Origin of the sequence: Rhodopirellula halodulae (genome assembly GCF_020966775.1) — a bacterium.
GTDB lineage: Bacteria > Planctomycetota > Planctomycetia > Pirellulales > Pirellulaceae > Rhodopirellula > Rhodopirellula halodulae.
In genome coordinates this window covers 491,406-508,433 of the sequence record NZ_JAJKFV010000002.1, presented here as the reverse complement: position 1 = coordinate 508,433, position 17,028 = coordinate 491,406, and the positions used below count along the sequence as shown (strand labels likewise).

Here is a 17,028-nt window from a genome sequence, read left to right as displayed (position 1 = left end):
GGTGACTATCGAGGCCGTACCAGTTTGTCCAAGTAGTCATCCGTTTCGCGAGCCACCCATGCGTCGGAGTCCAACTCTTGGGTGGTGTTGGAATTGGTTTCTGGTCTGGCCGGAAACCAGCGTAGGCCACTGGCGTTCCAAACAAGCAGGTAACGCCCAAAACTTGCCACCAGAACTGCGGGGAGGCTGGCGACGAATGACGCCAGCAACGGGACCAGCGACATCTGCAGCAGCAAGCTCGAGCTGCCCACCATGGCGTCGTCTTCACCAAGCTGCAAACCGATCGATGACAGCATGCTGGTCAACGACGACACCAAACCCGCGACCACGGGAAGCCATGCCAGCGGTTGGAACGCTGCCAAAACTTGTGCGTTGCGGAAGCGAAGCAACAACGTCAACGCAAGCGTGAACAGGATGGCGGACAGTGTCCCCAAGACGACTGCCAGCGGCAGTCCGATGAGTTGGATCAAGAATGTCAAAACGCTGACTCCAGGTTGGATCTGAGAGCCCGCTAGAAAACGGTGGTATGAGGCGCTTGTCCAGACGCGAAGAACCTCTGAAGCAACAACCTCCTTGAAACTTCATTGAATTCCGATCTCGAATTCATGCAAGCGTTGCAGACTTCGACTCGGCAAGGTGCACACAGAACGTGACGCGTCCAATTCGAAGTTCGAAATTTCGGATGAAAAGCCAGATTTTTCAGACCCCATGCGAAAAAGTAACATAGGTTTTAGGTGACGTTTCGTGCGAAGCGTCGTGGAGCCGGGGGGTTCCTTCTTAGGTGAACTGAACAGCGTGCTGTTCGAAACCAAGTACCCCTACGATGACAATCAGCTCCAGCTCAACCGCCAGTTTCGCAGGCCGTTCTCTCTTGGTAGAGAACTTCAAGCTGAGTGCTCGCGCACCCAGTCAGACCGAAAGCGAAACACTCGTTCGACGCGTCGATACGACGTCGGATCGAATCAATTCATTGGTGGCCGGTATCAGTGAGAAGCTACTCGGCGCGGCACGTCAGGGTGCTTCGTTCGAGCAATTTCAAGGGTCGATTGACACCGCGCTTTCCGAAATCAGTGACTTGATAGGGCAGCCACTGACTTTGGGTGGGTCGAGCAATGCAGTGATTCGAGGTTTGGACGAGGGGCAAATTCAAAACCTCGAAATCCTGTCATTGCCACCCAACGCGTCCGCGAGATTCTCCGGTGGGTTGTCACAAGAGGCCAGCAAGGCATCTGTTTTGATCAACGATGCTGCGCGGCTGCAAAGTGGTGGTGCGTTGGACTTGAAAGTCGGCGAATCCGATCGTCGAATTCAATTCCAACCGGGACGATCCATCGTCGGAATGGCTCAGCAGATCAACTCGAAAAACTACGGCGTTGCGGCTCGTGAGGTGAATGGCAAGCTTCAGCTGACGTCGCGCGGTGGCGGTGCTTTGGAAGCGACGGTTCGTCCCATTCGCACCGGACGTTCGTATGGCGAGAACCAACTGGTCGGCGTCAACGCTTCTCAAATTGATTCGGTGGACATCAGCCGATTGCCCGAAGGCATCTCGGAGACTTTCGAAGGCCGTGTCGATACATCAGCATCCGTGGCTCGACTGACCTATCGCGGAACGACTGGCGGATTCGTGACGGGGTCGGCGTCTTTCGATTTGACAGGCGAACTCGGATCCAACAGCGTCGAAGTCACGCGTGGTGAATCCATTCTGTCGTTCGCGGAGAAAATCAACAACGTTTCGGCGTTCACCGGAGTCATAGCGGAAGTGCACGGAAACGAACTGCGGTTGGAATCGCAGCAACGTGGCGAAGACGCTCAGCTGAGACTTTCCAACGTCGTGCGTCAGTTCCGTCCGACCGTCGAAGGCGTCAATGCGGGCCAGATCCCTCGCTTCGATTTGCAAAGCATTGCAGACGGTGCCGAAGTTCAACTTTCGGGTTCGGTCACCACCGCGTCGGATACGGCCAAGCTGCAGTACACAGGCAACGCGGGAACGGTCGCTGACACGGCGGTTTTCACGTTGACCGGTGATTTGGGCAGTGAGCAATTCGCGATTGCTCAAGGAGAAGCCCTTTCGTCCGTACGTGATCGCATCAATGCAGAAACGGCATCGACCGGCGTCACCGCAACGCTCGATGGAAACACACTGCAGTTCAGTGGTCAAGAAGTCGGTTCGTCAGAAAGCATTCAGGTCCAGCTTGATGACATCACGCAGTACACCAGCGTCGATGGAGCCAATGCGTCTCAAGTCTCAAACTTCAACGTGGTGTCGTCCGAGCCACGCTCGACCAACACCATCAACGGGACAGTCGATCAGGCAGCGACCCAAGCCGAACTGGTTTACGAAGGCTTCTTGAATGCGGCACCAGCATCCGGAACGTTTGATTTGACTGGCGAGCTGGGCACGGCTCGTTTCAGTGTCAGCACCTTCCAGTCGTTGACATCAATCCGAGACGACATCAATTCGCGAACCGGCGATACGGGAGTGGTCGCTTCCGTGTCCAACGGGGATCTCACACTGCGAAGCGACGGCTACGGCTCCGATGCAATTGTCGAGATTGATGTCGTATCAGGAAGCTTCGATACCAACGGCGGCGATGGAAACGGCAACGCCGCGGGCACGGACGCCCAACTCACGCTGAATGGAACCAGCGTCACGGCCGACGGGAATGAAGTCGCCTACGCGGACGCATTGGGTTCCTACACGTTTGAATTGCAGCCCGGTTTCGCCGGAACGCTCGATCCAATCACCGTCACCACCTCCGATGGCAGTTTCGATCTGTCCGGGGGTGACGAAACGGGAACGGCATATGGCGTCGATGCTGAAGCAACGATCAACGGGCAAGCTTTTGTTGCTGACGGAAACGAGTTTGACCTCACGATTGAATCGGCTGAATTCTCGTTTGATGTCACCAGTGGATTCCAAGGTGCGTTGGACACGATTACGTTGTCATCCATCGAAGATGAATTCGCGGTATCGGGTGGTGATGAGGATGGTTACGCGTATGGCCAGGCCGGGCAAGCAACCATCAACGGGCAGCTTTACACCTCGAACGATGACACCTTTGAGGTGTCCGTCGGTGAACAGTCCATCGATGTCGCCTTCACCAACGGATACGTGGGAGCGTTCGACACGTTTGATGTCGACTCGCTTTCAACCCCGCATCGCCGCACCGGAACGCCCACCACCTATCGTGCGAACGCCAGCGAAGAACGATTGCAGATCAATGGGAAGGACGTTTTAAGAGTTGATGGGCGATATGAGTTTGAGCAAGACGGTGTCCGACTCGCGTTCGACTTGGCCAACAACTTTCGAGGCAGCTTCGATAACTTCACAATCTCGGCAAATGGATCAGCGGAGGCGTCCTACGAGTCCAATCGATACGCGGCGCTGACGGGCACCACCTTGGAAGCCACGAAGGTCGTGCTCAACGATCTGTTTCAACTGGCATCGGGAGGAGACTTCGATAGCCAGAATGTTCACGCCCTGGATGCCTACGGTGTGGCGAAAGAATCACTGAGCAAGCTGCAGTCGTTGTTCGGCGCTTCGCCTGCACGCGGTCGTTCACTGTCCGGTTTGTTGCTTGACCAGATCGTGTGAACCGGTGAATTGAGCAATCAGTAGCTATTGGGTTCCAGCCGAACTTTACCACGGAAAATCCAATAGATGATCACCGTGTAGCTCAGCACGCAAGGCATTCCCAATCCGGCGATGATCAGCATCGTTTGCAACGTGTTTTGACTGCTTCGAGCATTTTGCAGCGTGATGCTGAACTCGGGGTCGATCGTCGACAACATGAAATTGGGATAGATCGCCACGCTGAATAAAGACGCCAGCGCCAAAATCACCATCGTGGATGAAAAGAATGCGTAGCCAGGTTTGCCAAGGTGCATGGCTCGGGGAATGTTCAGCACGGCCAACGCGTTCAAGATCGGAACGATCCAAAGCAGCGGGTAGTTGGCGATGTTCTCGGTTGCGTGAGGAACATGCCACCAAGTTGCCAGCGTGACAATCGCATACAGCAACGCGAAGGCATAGAACAACGGCGTGATTGACGCTTTCGCCCTTCGCTGCAGTTCGTGCTCAGTTTTTAAGTACAAATAGATGCAGCCATGCAGTGCGAACAACGCCACTGTCAGCAGGCCAACCAGCAACGGGTACCAACTGAGTTGTTCCAGCAAGCTGCCTTGATATTCATACTTGGCACCCAGCTGCATCCCCTGCATCACATTGCCGCCCGCAATTCCTAGCAACAATGCGGCACACGTCGATGACAGAAAGAAGCCAGTGTCCCAAATCCGACGCCAAGCGTTGGAATGAACCTTCGAGCGAAACTCCAGACTCACCGCTCTTCCAATCAGACACGTGAGCAGCAGGAAGAACGCTGTGTAAAAACTGCTGAACACGGTCGCGTAAGCCACGGGGAATGCGGCGAACAAAGCACCACCGAACGTCACCAACCAGACTTCGTTTCCATCCCAAAGGGGACCGATGGAGTTCATCACCAACCGTCGTTCACGGTCATCTTTGGCGAGGAATGGGTGCAGGATCCCGACGCCAAGATCAAAGCCGTCCAAGATGGCGTAACCACAGAGCAGAACACCAAGCAGCACAAACCAGATGAACGTGAGCGTGTCGTAACTCATTGGGAGTCCTCCTCCAGAAAGTCACCGCCGTGGGATTTCCCCGTTTGTTCGAATTGCTCCGACATGCTTTGCGGACGCAGGCCCGCTTTATGTGCGAGCAACGCCTCCACCGATTCAGGACCGTGTTGAATTTTGTGATTCAGGACGAACACCCAAACCGCGAACAACATGGAATAGATGATTCCAAACAAGATGATCGAACTTAACACTTGTTCGGCGGTCACTGATTCGCTTAGGCCGTCCGCCGTTCTGAGGCCTATCATCTCCACCCCGTTCTGCACGGATGGGTACACGATCCAGGGCTGACGTCCCACCTCAGCCGTGATCCACCCGGCTTGGTTCGCCGTCATGGCGGCGATCGGCATGAACACCAAAACCCACAGCAACCAGCGTTTGGAATCAAGCGTTTGCCGAAACCAAAACCAACACGCCAACGCCGCGACTCCGATCATCATCGTTCCCAAACCGACCATCAAATGGAACGTTTGAAATGGCAACCAAACCGGTGGGCGTTCGTCTTTGGGAATTTGATCCATGCCCGGAACAGGCTTCGTCGGATCGTTGTAGACCATCAAGCTCAGCAAGTTGGGGACTTGGATCCCCATGTGAACGGTCTCTTGTTCCGCGTCGGGCCATCCGAAAAGGTAGAGCCCCGTTGGTTCATTACGGGTTTCGAAATGAGCTTCCAGCGCGGCCAGTTTGGCGGGCTGGGTTTCGACCAATTTTTGAGCGGAGTCGTGACCGGTGATCGCCGCCAAGAACGTGAACAGCAGTGAAGTCGGAAGAGCAATCGAAAGACACTTTCGTGCGATGTCTTCGTGTCGATTCTTCAACAGATAGAACGAACAAACCGACGCGACAAAGAACGCACCGAGTACCAACGCACCGATCAAGGTGTGTGTCAGACGATCGACCGAAGATGGATTGAACACCATCGCCCAAAAATCCGTGATCTCCGCGCGAGGCATGGACTCGCCTTGCACGTCGTGCCAAACGATGTGATAGCCCGCAGGTGTTTGCTGCCAACTATTCGCGACAACAATCCACACCGCGCTGAACATCGACCCCAAGAACACCATCAGCGTGCTGAAGAGATGCATGGTCGGACCGACCCGATCCCAACCAAACACCAACACCGCTAGGAAACCACTTTCAAGAAAGAACGCGAAGATCCCCTCCGCCGCCAAGGCAGAACCAAACACGTCGCCCACAAATCGCGAATAGGCCGCCCAGTTTGTGCCGAACTCGAACTCCATCACGATCCCGGTCGCCACGCCCATCGCGAAATTCACGGCGAAGATCCGCGTCCAGAACCTCGCGGCGGCTTCCCAAACTGGATTCCGGGTTCGGTAGTACGACAACTCGCAGAGAAATAACTGCAGCCCCAACCCGATGGACAATGGCGGGAACAGATAGTGGAACATGATCGTTCCAGCAAACTGCAAACGGCTCAGGATTTCGACGTCCATCATGGGGAAGTTCCTGGGGGAAACGTTGATGGGTACGTTGAGATGCGAGCCACACCAGGAGCCGAGTTTTCCCGGCAAATCGCGATGGCACTGCAAGCCAACTCATTGGATTATTGCAGGCCTTGGCAAACCGAACAGCTGTGGCGAAGCGTCACATTGCGGCGCGACGCTCTTAGCCTATCCAAACCTTCACCGAGCTAGCCATTGGCCAATCGATTCACTGAAGAGGTGCGGAAAGCAATCGCCCAGCGTTCGATTGGTGCCAACCAATCGTCGTCTCAAGCCAAGATGTTTTGAACCACGTGACCATGCACGTCGGTCAATCGGAATCGGCGACCCTGATACTTGTAGGTCAATCGTTCGTGATCGATGCCCATTAGATGCAGGATCGTCGCGTTGAAGTCATGCACGTGCACGCCATCTTCCACGACGTTGTAGCTGAATTCGTCCGTCGTTCCGTGGCTGACCCCCGGTCGAATCCCACCGCCGGCCATCCAAGTCGTGAAGCAACGTGGATGGTGGTCGCGACCGTAATTGCCAGGCGTCAGCGTGCCCTGCGAGTAAGACGTGCGACCAAATTCGCCGCCCCAAATCACAAGTGTGTCATCCAGCATGCCCAAGCGTTTCAGGTCCTTCACAAGTGCCGCTGATGCTTGATCGGTTTCCTTCGCTTGGCCGGTGATGCCTTTGGGAAGGTTCGAATGCTGGTCCCATCCTTGATGGTACAACTGAATGAATCGAACGTCACGCTGAGCCAACCGCCGTGCCAGCAAACAGTTGGCGGCGAAAGTTCCCGGTTGGCGAGCGTCTTCCCCGTACATTTCAAACGTCGATTCCGGTTCATCGGAAAAGTCGGTCGCGTCTGGAACACTCGATTGCATCTTGAACGCCATTTCATATTGCGCGATTCGAGATTCAATCTCCGGATCAAACTCACGTTGAAATTGATGCGCGTTCAGTTGGTTGATCACATCCAATTGTTGACGGCGGTGATCCCGAGAGATGCCGTTGGGGTTGGAGAGATACAAAACCGGATCTTCACCACCTCGGAATTGGACGCCTTGATATTTCGAATCCAAGAAACCGTTGCCCCACAACCGTGAGTACAGCGGTTGCCCGCCCTGCCCTTTGGTGACCAAAACCACAAACGCGGGAAGTTCATCGTTTTCGCTGCCCAAACCGTAAGAGATCCACGACCCCAAGGACGGCCGGCCGGCAATCTGCGAACCGGTTTGGAAGAACGTGATGGCCGGGTCGTGATTGATCGCCTCGGTGTGCATGGATTTGATGAAGCACACGTCGTCGACGATGTCGCGGTGGTATGGCAACAACTCACTGAGCCAAGCCCCGGATTCGCCGTGTTGTGAAAACTTGAACTTGGATGCCGCGACGGGAAGCGAACTTTGATTCACGGACATCCCCGTCAATCGTTGACCGCCGCGGACTTCGGGTGGCAATTCCTTCCCGTGCATCTGTTCCAGCATCGGCTTGTGGTCAAACAAGTCTTGTTGGGCGGGACCGCCGGATTGAAACAGGTAAATGATCCGCTTGGCCTTCGGAGCAAAGTGCAAACCATTGGTCGAAGGCGACGCGGTGGCTGCGGAAACGTTTTCTCGGCCGAGCAAGTGCGCCAGGGCCGCAGCACCCACGGTTGAGGTTGCTTGTTTCAAAAAAACGCGACGTTGCGATTGCAGGGCGAAATCAGGTGTCATGAGATGGCTCGCAGAATGGATGCGAAGTGTTGGGTGGGGATGAATGCGAAACGCGAATTTGACTTAGCGTTTCCAAATGGTGGCGTCGAGGTTGAGGATCACTTGGCAAAGCGAAGTGGTGGCGGCCAAATCCTTCAGCGTCACGTTTTTCGGTAGGTCTCTTTCGCCGATCGACAGAAATGCCTTGGCTGCATCCGGGTTCTCATCGAAGAACTTCTGCTCGCGTTCATACAGCGTCGTTAGCTGTTCCATTTCGGTCGCGTCAGGGTGGCGACCGGCCAACTGCAAAAAGGCAGCGTCAATGCGATCTGAAAGCGACGCCTGGTCCAGCACCGTCGAAGCGAGCACACGCGCGGCCTCGATGAACTGTTCGTCGTTCAGCAGCACCAAGGCTTGAAGCGGAGTGTTGGTCCGCGAACGTTTCACCGTGCAGACCTCACGTGAAGTCGCGTCAAACACCATCATGTTGGGTAGCGGCGAGGTTCGTTTCCAAACCGAATACAACGAACGTCGATACAGCGATTTGCCGACCGACTGTTGGTACGGTGGCGACATGCCGTTGGATTCACGCCACAAATCTTCGCCGGGTTGGTAGGGCGAGACCGGCGGTCCACCCATCTCTGGATTCAACAAGCCTGCCGCGGCGAGTGCAAGATCGCGAATTTGTTCGGCCGCGAGGCGGTACGAAGGACCGCGAGCCAGCAGTTGGTTGGTGGGGTCCGCGTCGTATTGCTCCTGAGTGCAGCGTGAGTCTTGGCGATAGGTCGACGACAATACGATGTTGCGACACAGTCGTTGCATGTCCCATCCATGGTCGACGAAGTCTCTGGCCAGCCAGTCAAGTAACTTCGGGTGTGTGGGCAGATCGCCCTGCAGGCCAAAGTTTTCAGGGGTGCGAACCAACGGTTCGGCAAAGAAGTTGCCCCACAAACGATTGACGGCCACGCGAGCGGTCAGCGGATGATCGGGGTGCGTGACCCAACGGGCCAAACCAAGCCGGTCTTGCGGTGCATCTTCCGGAAAGGGAATGGGCAAAGCACCCAAAACTTCCCGTTGAACACGAGTCGATTCATTGGTTTCCGCGTTGTATTCCCCTCGAGCCAGCAAGTGAGTTTCGCGTGGTTGCTGCATCTCTCGCATGATGGGGACCTCTTGGATCACCTCTTCGGCCATCACGAACGCATGCCGCGATTGACGCAGTTTGGCGAAGGCCTCTCGAGCCTTTTCATCGAATGCCGAAACGTATGTTGCCGCGTCCGCCGATTGAGGTTCGCCGGTTGCTAACACGCGGAGTTCGAGCGCGGTCAGGTCACGATCGTACAAACGGACGTCGTCGATCAAGCCTCCGGCAAAACCGCGAGCACGGAAACGCTGCCCGATCACAAACTCACCGCCGTGATCCACTTTGACGTTGGCGGATTTTTTGACTGCATCCCGTAACGTGATGGTCTCAAGCTCCTGGCCGTCGAGGTACAGCTTCAGTCCAGCGGCGGTGGAGGACCCATCGTAGGTCGCACACACTTGATGCCATTGATCGGCCGGAATGGGATTCACCGTTTTGACGCTGATTGCATTGCCGGGCCAAACGCGAGCCAATCGTGATTCGAGATGGCCATCTTGGATGGTCAGGTCGTAGCCGTTGTAGCCGCAGTCCGTTCCTCGGGTGTGGTGAACGATCAAGCTTCGTTCGGTCGAACGTTCAGTGTCCTTCAGAGTGACCACAATGCTGAACGGCATCCAGCGATCCAGTGGTTCGATTCCGTGAGTCGTCACACCGCGTTCGCCGTCAAGCTTCAACGCTCTACGAGTCGGTGAGGAGTCAACCTGGTCGTCCTGAGTGCCCTTCGCTGTCAAAGCTTTGTCGTCATCGGCGATGGAAGCATCGAGCCGGGGGATGTCCGAGTCATTGACTTCCACCAAATCGACCATCGCGGCCCAGGCCCGATCCGACTCCGATGGATGGTAAAGATCTTTGATCGAGTTGTTGAATTTGCGATCAAACGACAAAGCAAGCCGCAAATCCGGAATGGAGTTTGGAACGACTGTTTGGGGCGTCACCAACTGGAAACGTTCTTTTGCTTGGTCGACTTCGTCGGCGTAGCGTTCTTCTTGTTTGGTCAGTTCGACGCGAGCGGCGGCCAACTCAGCGGACTGTTCCTCGGTGGGAAGCAATAGAGACGGGCACGGGACTTTTTCCGTGCGGTCGTAAACGCCGCTTTCATCAATCGAATTGAAGAATGCCGACAACGAATAAAATTCGCGAGCTGAGATCGGATCGTATTTATGGTCGTGGCACCGTGCACACTCCAACGTCAAACCCATGACCGCCGTGCTGAACGTGTGGACTCGGTCCGCCACATTCTCAATGCGCCACTCTTCAAAAACCGCGCCGCCTTCGTTATTCAAACGGTGGATCCGATTGAAGGCGGTGGCCAGTTGCTGTTCCCGTGTGGGATTTTCGAGCAGGTCCCCGGCGATTTGCCAGGTCAGAAAATCGTCATAGGGAAGGTTCTCGTTGAAGGCTCGCACGACCCAATCACGATAAGGCCACTGCGTGTTCAGTTTGTCACTTTGGTAACCGTATGAATCGGCGTACCGAGCGACATCCAACCATGCGATGGACATGTGCTCGCCAAACGAAGGCGATTGCAACAGCTCATCGACGGCTTCTTCGTAGGCATTCTCTTGGTCGATCCTGACTGCAGCCTCGAACTTCTCGATGGCTTCGATTGTTGGCGGCAAACCGGTCAGGTCCAACGTAACGCGGCGGTACCAACGCAGGGGATCCGCCTCGGCATTGGGCTTGGCACCGGCGTCTTCGATTTTGGCGAGCACGAAACGGTCCAACGTTTGACGTGACCACGTTTCATGGTTGACTTCGGGAACCTCGACTTCAGTAGGAAGTTTTTCGAACGACCAATGGGTCGCGTAGGGAGCCCCTTCGTTGATCCAGCGCCGCAGCAGAGCCTTTTGCTCCGCCGACAAATCTAAATTCGAATCCGGAGGTGGCATCTGCATGTACGGATCATCGCTGTCGATTCGGTCGAGCAGTTCTTCGGTTTCCAGCACATAAGCCGCTTCTTCGCGGTCATCCAGTCGTAGCCCCGCTTCGCGGTTGGCTTCGTCCGGTCCATGGCAGAAGTAACAACGGTCCGAAAGAATGGGGCGAATATCACGGTTGAAATCAATTTCGTCCGCCGCTCGACCTTGAACGGCCGCAACCGCCCAACAAGCCAGCAACAGAGGAATGGTTTTTCGATTCGAAACGAACATGGTTGATTGGCAGAGGTGGGGAGGGATTGCCGACGTGGGGACAGAATCCGAGGGACGGCTCGTGTCTGTATAGACTTGAACTCGCTTGTGGTCGTCCAAAGGCTGTCAATTCATCGGACATTCTTCTCACGTCCACCTCGATTGTCTTGCATGCAATGATTATTCTTGTGTAAAAAAACAGCATGAAAAAGACACTCGACAAAGAGGCTTTCTTTGACCGACTCGCACCCGGTCAACAGGTGCTAAAGTTGTTTGATTGGCTGCCGGACGTGTCGTTTTTTGTGAAAGACCGCCAAGGTCGATTCATGGCACTGAATCGTCGTGGATGTGAATATTGCGGCATCCACTCAGAGGACGAGGCCATCGGAAAGACGGACCACGACTTCTTTCCCAAGACGCGGGCGGACGAATACCGCGAGGATGATCTGCAGGTCATGCGGTCCAAAGAAGCGATCATCAACCGAATTGAAAGTGCACCGGAAGAGGCGGGTTCGCCACGCTTGGTGACCACCAGCAAGATCCCACTGAAAGATCGTCGCGGTCGGGTGATCGGTGTCGCTGGCTTTTCCCGCCAAGTCGAACGGATGCAATCCGGCAGTGCCGACTCGATGGAGCAAGTGATGCAGTACATTCACGAGCACTATCGCGAGGACATTCCCACCGGGCACTTGGCGGAGATGGCCAGCCTCTCGGCCAGCCACTTTGAACGCCGGTTCCGATTAGCGTTTGGTAGCTCACCACGCCAATACTTGATTCGCGTGCGGGTCGAAAACGCGGCTCGTAAGTTGCGGGAAACAGACGACCGAGTGACTTCCATCGCTCAGCGATGCGGCTTCTACGACCACGCCCACTTCAGCCGAAGCTTCCAACGCATCATGAACATGTCGCCGACGGAGTATCGCAAACGGAACCAGGGTTGAACGCCAATCCACCTGAGTCGAACAATTGTTCCGCCAGGCAACGTTCCCTGCCAAACTGATTTCCAACATCAACCAATGCTCTCACCCGTCATTCATCACAACAAGCAAGGACGTTGAGGACGACGGTTCACTCGGGCTCGGACAGCAGAGCGGTTGCGACGGTGTCCGCGAATAGGATGCCGCGTTGGGTGAGTCTGAGATGGTGATTGTGATACGTGACCAGTTCCATCGATTGAAGTTTGGTCAGCGTTTGGGAAAGCACCGTTTCCAAGTCGATCGAAGTGCGATCATGGACCATGGCAAGGTCGATCCCGTCGAGCTGACGCACTCCGAAGGCCGCCAGTTCTCTCGCGTATTGTTCCAACGTGATGGCTTCGATTTCGTCGGTTGCAACACCGTCGTTCAACATGCGTTTGATGTAAGTCGTGGTGCTGCGGTGATTGACTTCCCGCTTGCCATCCACAAACCGAGCCGCTCCCGGTCCCACCGCGAGCCAGCCGTTGCCCGCCCAGTAAGCCAAATTGTGCCGGCAACGATGCGGACCGTTCGCGAAACTGCTGATCTCGTATTGTTGCCAAGCGTTCTGGGAAAACTGATGTTGGGCGGCTTCGTACATTTGCAGTTCGAGAGATTCATCCACTTCGGACAAATCGCCTCGTGATCGTCGTGACCAGAACGAGGTGCCTTTTTCAAACGTCAACGCATAGGTGGACACGTGCGTGATTGGTGACTGCGACGCGATCGCTAGATCAGTCTTCCAGCTTTCCAAGGTTTCTCCCGGGGCACCAAAGATCAAATCGATCGACACGTTTCCAATTCGTTCGGCCGCCGCTTCGATTGCCGCCAACGCGGATTCGCGATTGTGGCCTCGTTCCAAACAACGCAATTTGTCCGCATCAAACGACTGGACGCCGAGGCTGATGCGATTGACGTCGATGTCTTGCAATGCATTCAGACACGCCTCATCGATGTCTTCGGGGTTGGCTTCCGCCGTGATCTCCGCGTCATCGGCAACGCTGAAGGTGTCGTCGATCGATTGACGCAAACGTTTCAAACGATCGGGCGACAATCGCGTGGGCGTGCCTCCGCCGAGAAAGATGGTTCGAAGCTGGGCCCGGGATGCACCGGGAGTCGACGTCAACTCCCGTTCAACCGCTTGCAAGAAACGATCCTGCAGATCATCTCGCCCGGAGATCACACTGAAATTGCAATAGCCACATCGATGCCTGCAAAACGGAACATGCACGTACAGCGACTGTGGTGTTGGCCAACCTCCCGGCGGAAGTGACGTCATCTCAGATCCAAAGCTTCAGCCGATCATCCAACATTCCGGGCAACGCCTTTTTGACAAACCGTTTGATCTGTGCGTCGGTGTAACGAGTGCTCGCGTGAGAACCGATCACCAATTCGTTTTGGAATTGATCCGCTCGTTCGCGGTAGTCATCCACGTGCATGTGACCATGTTTATGAATCTTGGCACGGCGATGCTCCGGTGCCGCGAAAGTCAATTCACTGATCAAGATTTTCGCATCGTAGAACTCGGGATTGTGGTCCAATCCTTTCGGCGAGGTGTCACCGGTGTAAGCGAACACGGGGACGCGTTGCTCGGTGGTGATCTCCGTGCCTGACATCTTCAGGTCGCGAATCTTCTCGCCGGGCAGATCCAGGTATTCCGGTTTGAGCTTGTGTCGACGTTGGTAAACGATGAATCCCAACGCATCGATCGTGTGATGGACCTTCATCGACTGAACAACGTATTCGCGACCAATCTTGGTTTCGTCGCCATCGAGCAGGCCAATCAACTCGCAGGGCATCGCACCGCGGTCCAGGCTGCGAAACGTTTGCAGCATCTTCCAAGCCATGTCCACGGCGGAATCCGGTAGGTAAATCACCGGAGGATCCATCTTCATCATCCGCCGCCGCGAAACGTAGGCGGGTAACGCGGCAATGTGATCCAAGTGCGCATGGGAGATGAACATGGTCGATGTACCCATGAAGTCCCACGGTTGCACTCCGACATCAAAGAGCAACTTCAGTTCGTTGACGCGCCAACAGGTTTGCACCGCTGCGCGGGAATAGCCCTCGATCGTCAGTCCGTTGTGGACGTGCGAGAGAAGCGGAATGTTGTCGACCATCAACGCATCCGGATCGGCATGTTGCTGTTGTCGATCGACTGGGTTCCGTAGTTGTCGACCTCGTTGACGTTCAAACTGTCCGAGTACTTTTCGGTTCGCACGACTTCAATTTCGCCTTGTTCGTTTTGATCCACCGCCGCGCCGTGGTGACGGGTGAGTTCCAACATGGCAAGGAACCAGCCGATGTAGGCCGATTTGTGTTGCCCCGGTGGAACCAGGTCCACCAACGGCACGCGAACGTGTTCCGCCAGTTGGTGGTGAATCTTCTGCATGTAAATGTGAATGGGAGTGTCGTCGTAGATGACTTCGGTGGCCGGTGGACCAGCCGATTCACGCATGATCCGTCCGAAGGCGCTGACCAAGTCCCAAATTTCGAGTTCGACGATGGGTTGGTCGGCGGGATCGTTTCGCCGGGTGGGCAAGTCATCTGCGACGCGTTCGAAACGAGTTTGCCAGCGAGTGGACATTTCATCCAGCACCGCCGCCGCGTCTCGAATCTCTTTGTATTGAAGCAGTCGTTCCACGAGTTGTTCGTGCGTGTCCTCGACGGCTTCCTCTTCGGTTTCTTCCTCGATCTTTGGCAAGACGGCTTGGCTCTTCATCTCGACCAAGGTCGCCGCCAGCTCGAGAAAGTCACCGACTTCGCCCAAATCCAGCTCTTGCAACACCTCCAGATGAGCGACGTATTGGTCGACGACTTTGGCCAGCGACATTTCAGTCAGCGACAATTCTTGGCGTCGAACCAGATACAGCAGCAGGTCGATCGGCCCGCGATAGACCGGCAAATCAATGCGAAAGCTCATCGGTTGGCCGTTCGAGTGTGGGGAGAAGGAAAATTGGATGAAGGAGTGACAATCGCCGGGGCGTCAGGTTCGAGTTTCAGATGCCCGAATTCTAAACGCCCGAATTCCAACGCCCGATTTCATAGGTGCCGGACTCACGCCACCGGAGCCAATGAACGCCCGAGGCCCGCAACGCCCAATCTGACCAGTGGTGCGACGGCCAACCTCCCGTTTGAGCTTGCCCGCCGCTTTCGCGATCTCAGAGAGGTTTTCAGGAGCATTTTGGAGCGAACATCGGCTGCCTGAATTGGGTCTGGACAGGTCGATCCGGCGACGATTTCGAGGCTTTGGAGCGTGGCCCTTGGCAGCGTCAACCTCCAAAATTATCATGCGTCGCTCTTGATCGCGACCCTTTCCACGTATTTGTCGCGTCTCAGACGCGATTGGCGATCTTTTTTCTCTTACATGGCGACTCACAGGCACTTTCATGGCCAGTCCCAACCAACGTCATTTGCTCTCGGCACTCGTTCAAAACGTGCCCGGAGTGCTAGCTCACATCTCGGGAATGCTCGCTTCGCGCGGCTACAACATTGATTCGTTGGCAGTCGGTGAAACCGAAGACCCGACGCTTTCGCGAATGACGTTTGTTGTCGTCGGCGACGACCAAGTTCTCGATCAAGTCCGCAAACAACTCGAGAAAATCGTCACCGTCGTCCGTGTATTGGATATCAGCGCCAACGACTACGTCGAACGCGATCTGTTGCTGGTCAAAGTCACGGCTCCCGCAGGCGGAGTCCGCAGTGAAATCCGTGAATTGGTCGATATCTTCCGCGGACAAATCGTCGACGTCGGCGAAGGGGAAGTGATGATCGAAATCAGCGGTCGAGCCAACAAGGTCCAGGCTTTCATCGAACGAATCGATCGCTACGGAATCGTCGAATTGGTCCGCACGGGCCGCATCGCGATGGTTCGCAGCGGTTCGCAAATCACTTCCAGCGAACCCGCCGCGGAACCCGTCCAAGCTTGAGCCGGGCACCGTTTCGATCTCCCCTTCCGAATCTCTTTCCCCCACACCCTGAGTGACTTTCTCATGGCAGCCACCATTTACTACGAAAACGACGCCGACCTGTCCCACTTGAAGGGCAAAAAGGTCGCGATTCTTGGCTACGGCTCACAAGGCCACGCCCAAGCTCAAAACCTCCGCGACAGCGGATGCGACGTCATCATTGGTCAGCGTCCCGGCAGTGCCAACTACGACCTCGCCGTTTCGCACGACTTCAAACCCATGTCGATCGCGGAAGCCACCAAAGCAGCCGACGTCGTCAACGTGTTGCTTCCCGATGAAGTTCAAGCTGACATCTACAACGAGTCGATTCGCGACAACCTGTCCGAAGGCAACGTGTTGATGTGTTCGCACGGTTTCAACATTCACTTCGGTCAAATTTCGCCTCCCAAAGGCATCGACACCCTGCTCGTCGCTCCCAAGGGCCCCGGCCACTTGGTTCGCAGCGAATACGAAAAGGGCGGCGGCGTTCCCGCATTGATCGCCTTGGGCGACGGTGCATCGGAAACCACCAAGCAAATCGGTTTGGCCTACGCTAAAGGCATCGGCGGCACCCGCGGTGGTGTCATCGAAACCACCTTCGCGGAAGAAACCGAAACCGACTTGTTCGGCGAACAAGTTGTCTTGTGCGGTGGCGTCAGCGAATTGGTCAAAGCTGGTTTCGACACGCTCGTGGAAGCCGGCTACCAACCTGAAATGGCTTACTTCGAGTGCATGCACGAACTGAAGCTGATCGTCGATTTGTTGTACGAAGGTGGTTTGAGCTACATGCGTTACAGCATCAGCAACACCGCTGAATACGGCGACTACGTCACCGGTCCTCGCATCATCACCGAGGAAACCAAAGCCGAGATGAAACGCGTTTTGGAAGAGATCCAAAAAGGCGAATTCGCTCGCAAGTGGATCAGCGAGAACCGTGCCGGTGCACCATTCTTCAAGACCACACGTCGCAACGAGCGTCAGCACGGTGTCGAGCAAATCGGTCTCGGCCTGCGTCGCATGATGAACTGGATCGACGAAAAAGAAGTTTGAT

12 protein-coding genes are annotated in these 17,028 nt (G+C 55.5%); 4 read left to right on the top strand and 8 right to left on the bottom strand.

Features of this window, described 5'->3' with window-relative positions; all coding sequences use genetic code 11:
- Positions 1 to 5: 5 nt before the first annotated feature.
- Positions 6 to 479: a hypothetical protein gene (locus LOC70_RS02785; protein WP_230251696.1), complete on the bottom strand. Its 474-nt coding sequence runs from the start codon at positions 477 to 479 to the stop codon at positions 6 to 8.
- 344 nt (positions 480 to 823) lie between these two features.
- Between LOC70_RS02785 and LOC70_RS02780 the strand changes: the two genes are divergently transcribed.
- Positions 824 to 3,595, top strand: a complete 2,772-nt coding sequence (locus LOC70_RS02780; protein ID WP_230251695.1) for a flagellin hook IN motif-containing protein — start codon at positions 824 to 826, stop codon at positions 3,593 to 3,595.
- Positions 3,596 to 3,612: 17 nt separating this feature from the next.
- Here LOC70_RS02780 and cydB read toward each other — a convergent pair whose 3' ends face one another.
- The 4 genes from cydB to LOC70_RS02760 all read right to left on the bottom strand — a co-directional run bounded on the left by cydB (position 3,613) and on the right by LOC70_RS02760 (position 11,095).
- Positions 3,613 to 4,641, bottom strand: coding sequence for a cytochrome d ubiquinol oxidase subunit II (gene cydB / locus LOC70_RS02775; protein WP_230251694.1), 1,029 nt, complete (start codon positions 4,639 to 4,641; stop codon positions 3,613 to 3,615).
- The gene (locus LOC70_RS02770; protein WP_230251693.1) at positions 4,638 to 6,113 is read right to left on the bottom strand and encodes a cytochrome ubiquinol oxidase subunit I; all 1,476 of its coding nucleotides are present in this window, start codon (positions 6,111 to 6,113) and stop codon (positions 4,638 to 4,640) included. Before LOC70_RS02770 ends, cydB begins: the two co-directional genes overlap by 4 nt.
- 275 nt (positions 6,114 to 6,388) lie before the next feature.
- On the bottom strand, positions 6,389 to 7,822 hold the full coding sequence (locus tag LOC70_RS02765; RefSeq protein ID WP_230251692.1) for a DUF1501 domain-containing protein: 1,434 nt from the start codon (positions 7,820 to 7,822) through the stop codon (positions 6,389 to 6,391).
- 63 nt (positions 7,823 to 7,885) lie between these two features.
- Positions 7,886 to 11,095, bottom strand: a complete 3,210-nt coding sequence (locus LOC70_RS02760) for a DUF1553 domain-containing protein (protein ID WP_230251691.1) — start codon at positions 11,093 to 11,095, stop codon at positions 7,886 to 7,888.
- Positions 11,096 to 11,277: 182 nt separating this feature from the next.
- Between LOC70_RS02760 and LOC70_RS02755 the strand changes: the two genes are divergently transcribed.
- Positions 11,278 to 12,015 carry an AraC family transcriptional regulator gene (locus LOC70_RS02755; RefSeq protein WP_230251690.1) on the top strand — a complete coding sequence of 246 codons (738 nt, stop codon included), beginning with the start codon at positions 11,278 to 11,280 and terminating at the stop codon, positions 12,013 to 12,015.
- 127 nt (positions 12,016 to 12,142) lie between these two features.
- Here the strand turns inward: LOC70_RS02755 and hemW are convergent, their stop codons facing one another.
- The 3 genes from hemW to LOC70_RS02740 are packed head-to-tail and all read right to left on the bottom strand — an operon-like array spanning position 12,143 to position 14,953.
- Complete coding sequence (gene hemW, locus LOC70_RS02750) at positions 12,143 to 13,309, bottom strand: radical SAM family heme chaperone HemW (RefSeq protein WP_230251689.1); 1,167 nt, start codon at positions 13,307 to 13,309, stop codon at positions 12,143 to 12,145.
- 1 nt (position 13,310) lies between these two features.
- The gene (locus LOC70_RS02745; RefSeq protein WP_230251688.1) at positions 13,311 to 14,150 is read right to left on the bottom strand and encodes an MBL fold metallo-hydrolase; all 840 of its coding nucleotides are present in this window, start codon (positions 14,148 to 14,150) and stop codon (positions 13,311 to 13,313) included.
- Entirely contained in the window at positions 14,150 to 14,953 is an 804-nt protein-coding gene (locus LOC70_RS02740) for a segregation and condensation protein A (protein WP_230251687.1), read from the bottom strand. The genes LOC70_RS02745 and LOC70_RS02740 overlap by 1 nt, the downstream gene beginning before the upstream one ends.
- Positions 14,954 to 15,419: 466 nt before the next feature.
- Here LOC70_RS02740 and ilvN point away from each other — a divergent pair, with 466 nt between their 5' ends.
- Together ilvN and ilvC are read left to right on the top strand one after the other, a co-directional pair.
- Positions 15,420 to 15,959, top strand: coding sequence for an acetolactate synthase small subunit (gene ilvN, locus LOC70_RS02735; RefSeq protein WP_230251686.1), 540 nt, complete (start codon positions 15,420 to 15,422; stop codon positions 15,957 to 15,959).
- A gap of 63 nt (positions 15,960 to 16,022) precedes the next feature.
- On the top strand, positions 16,023 to 17,027 hold the full coding sequence (ilvC, locus tag LOC70_RS02730) for a ketol-acid reductoisomerase (protein WP_230251685.1): 1,005 nt from the start codon (positions 16,023 to 16,025) through the stop codon (positions 17,025 to 17,027).
- The last annotated feature ends 1 nt before the right edge of the window (position 17,028 follow it).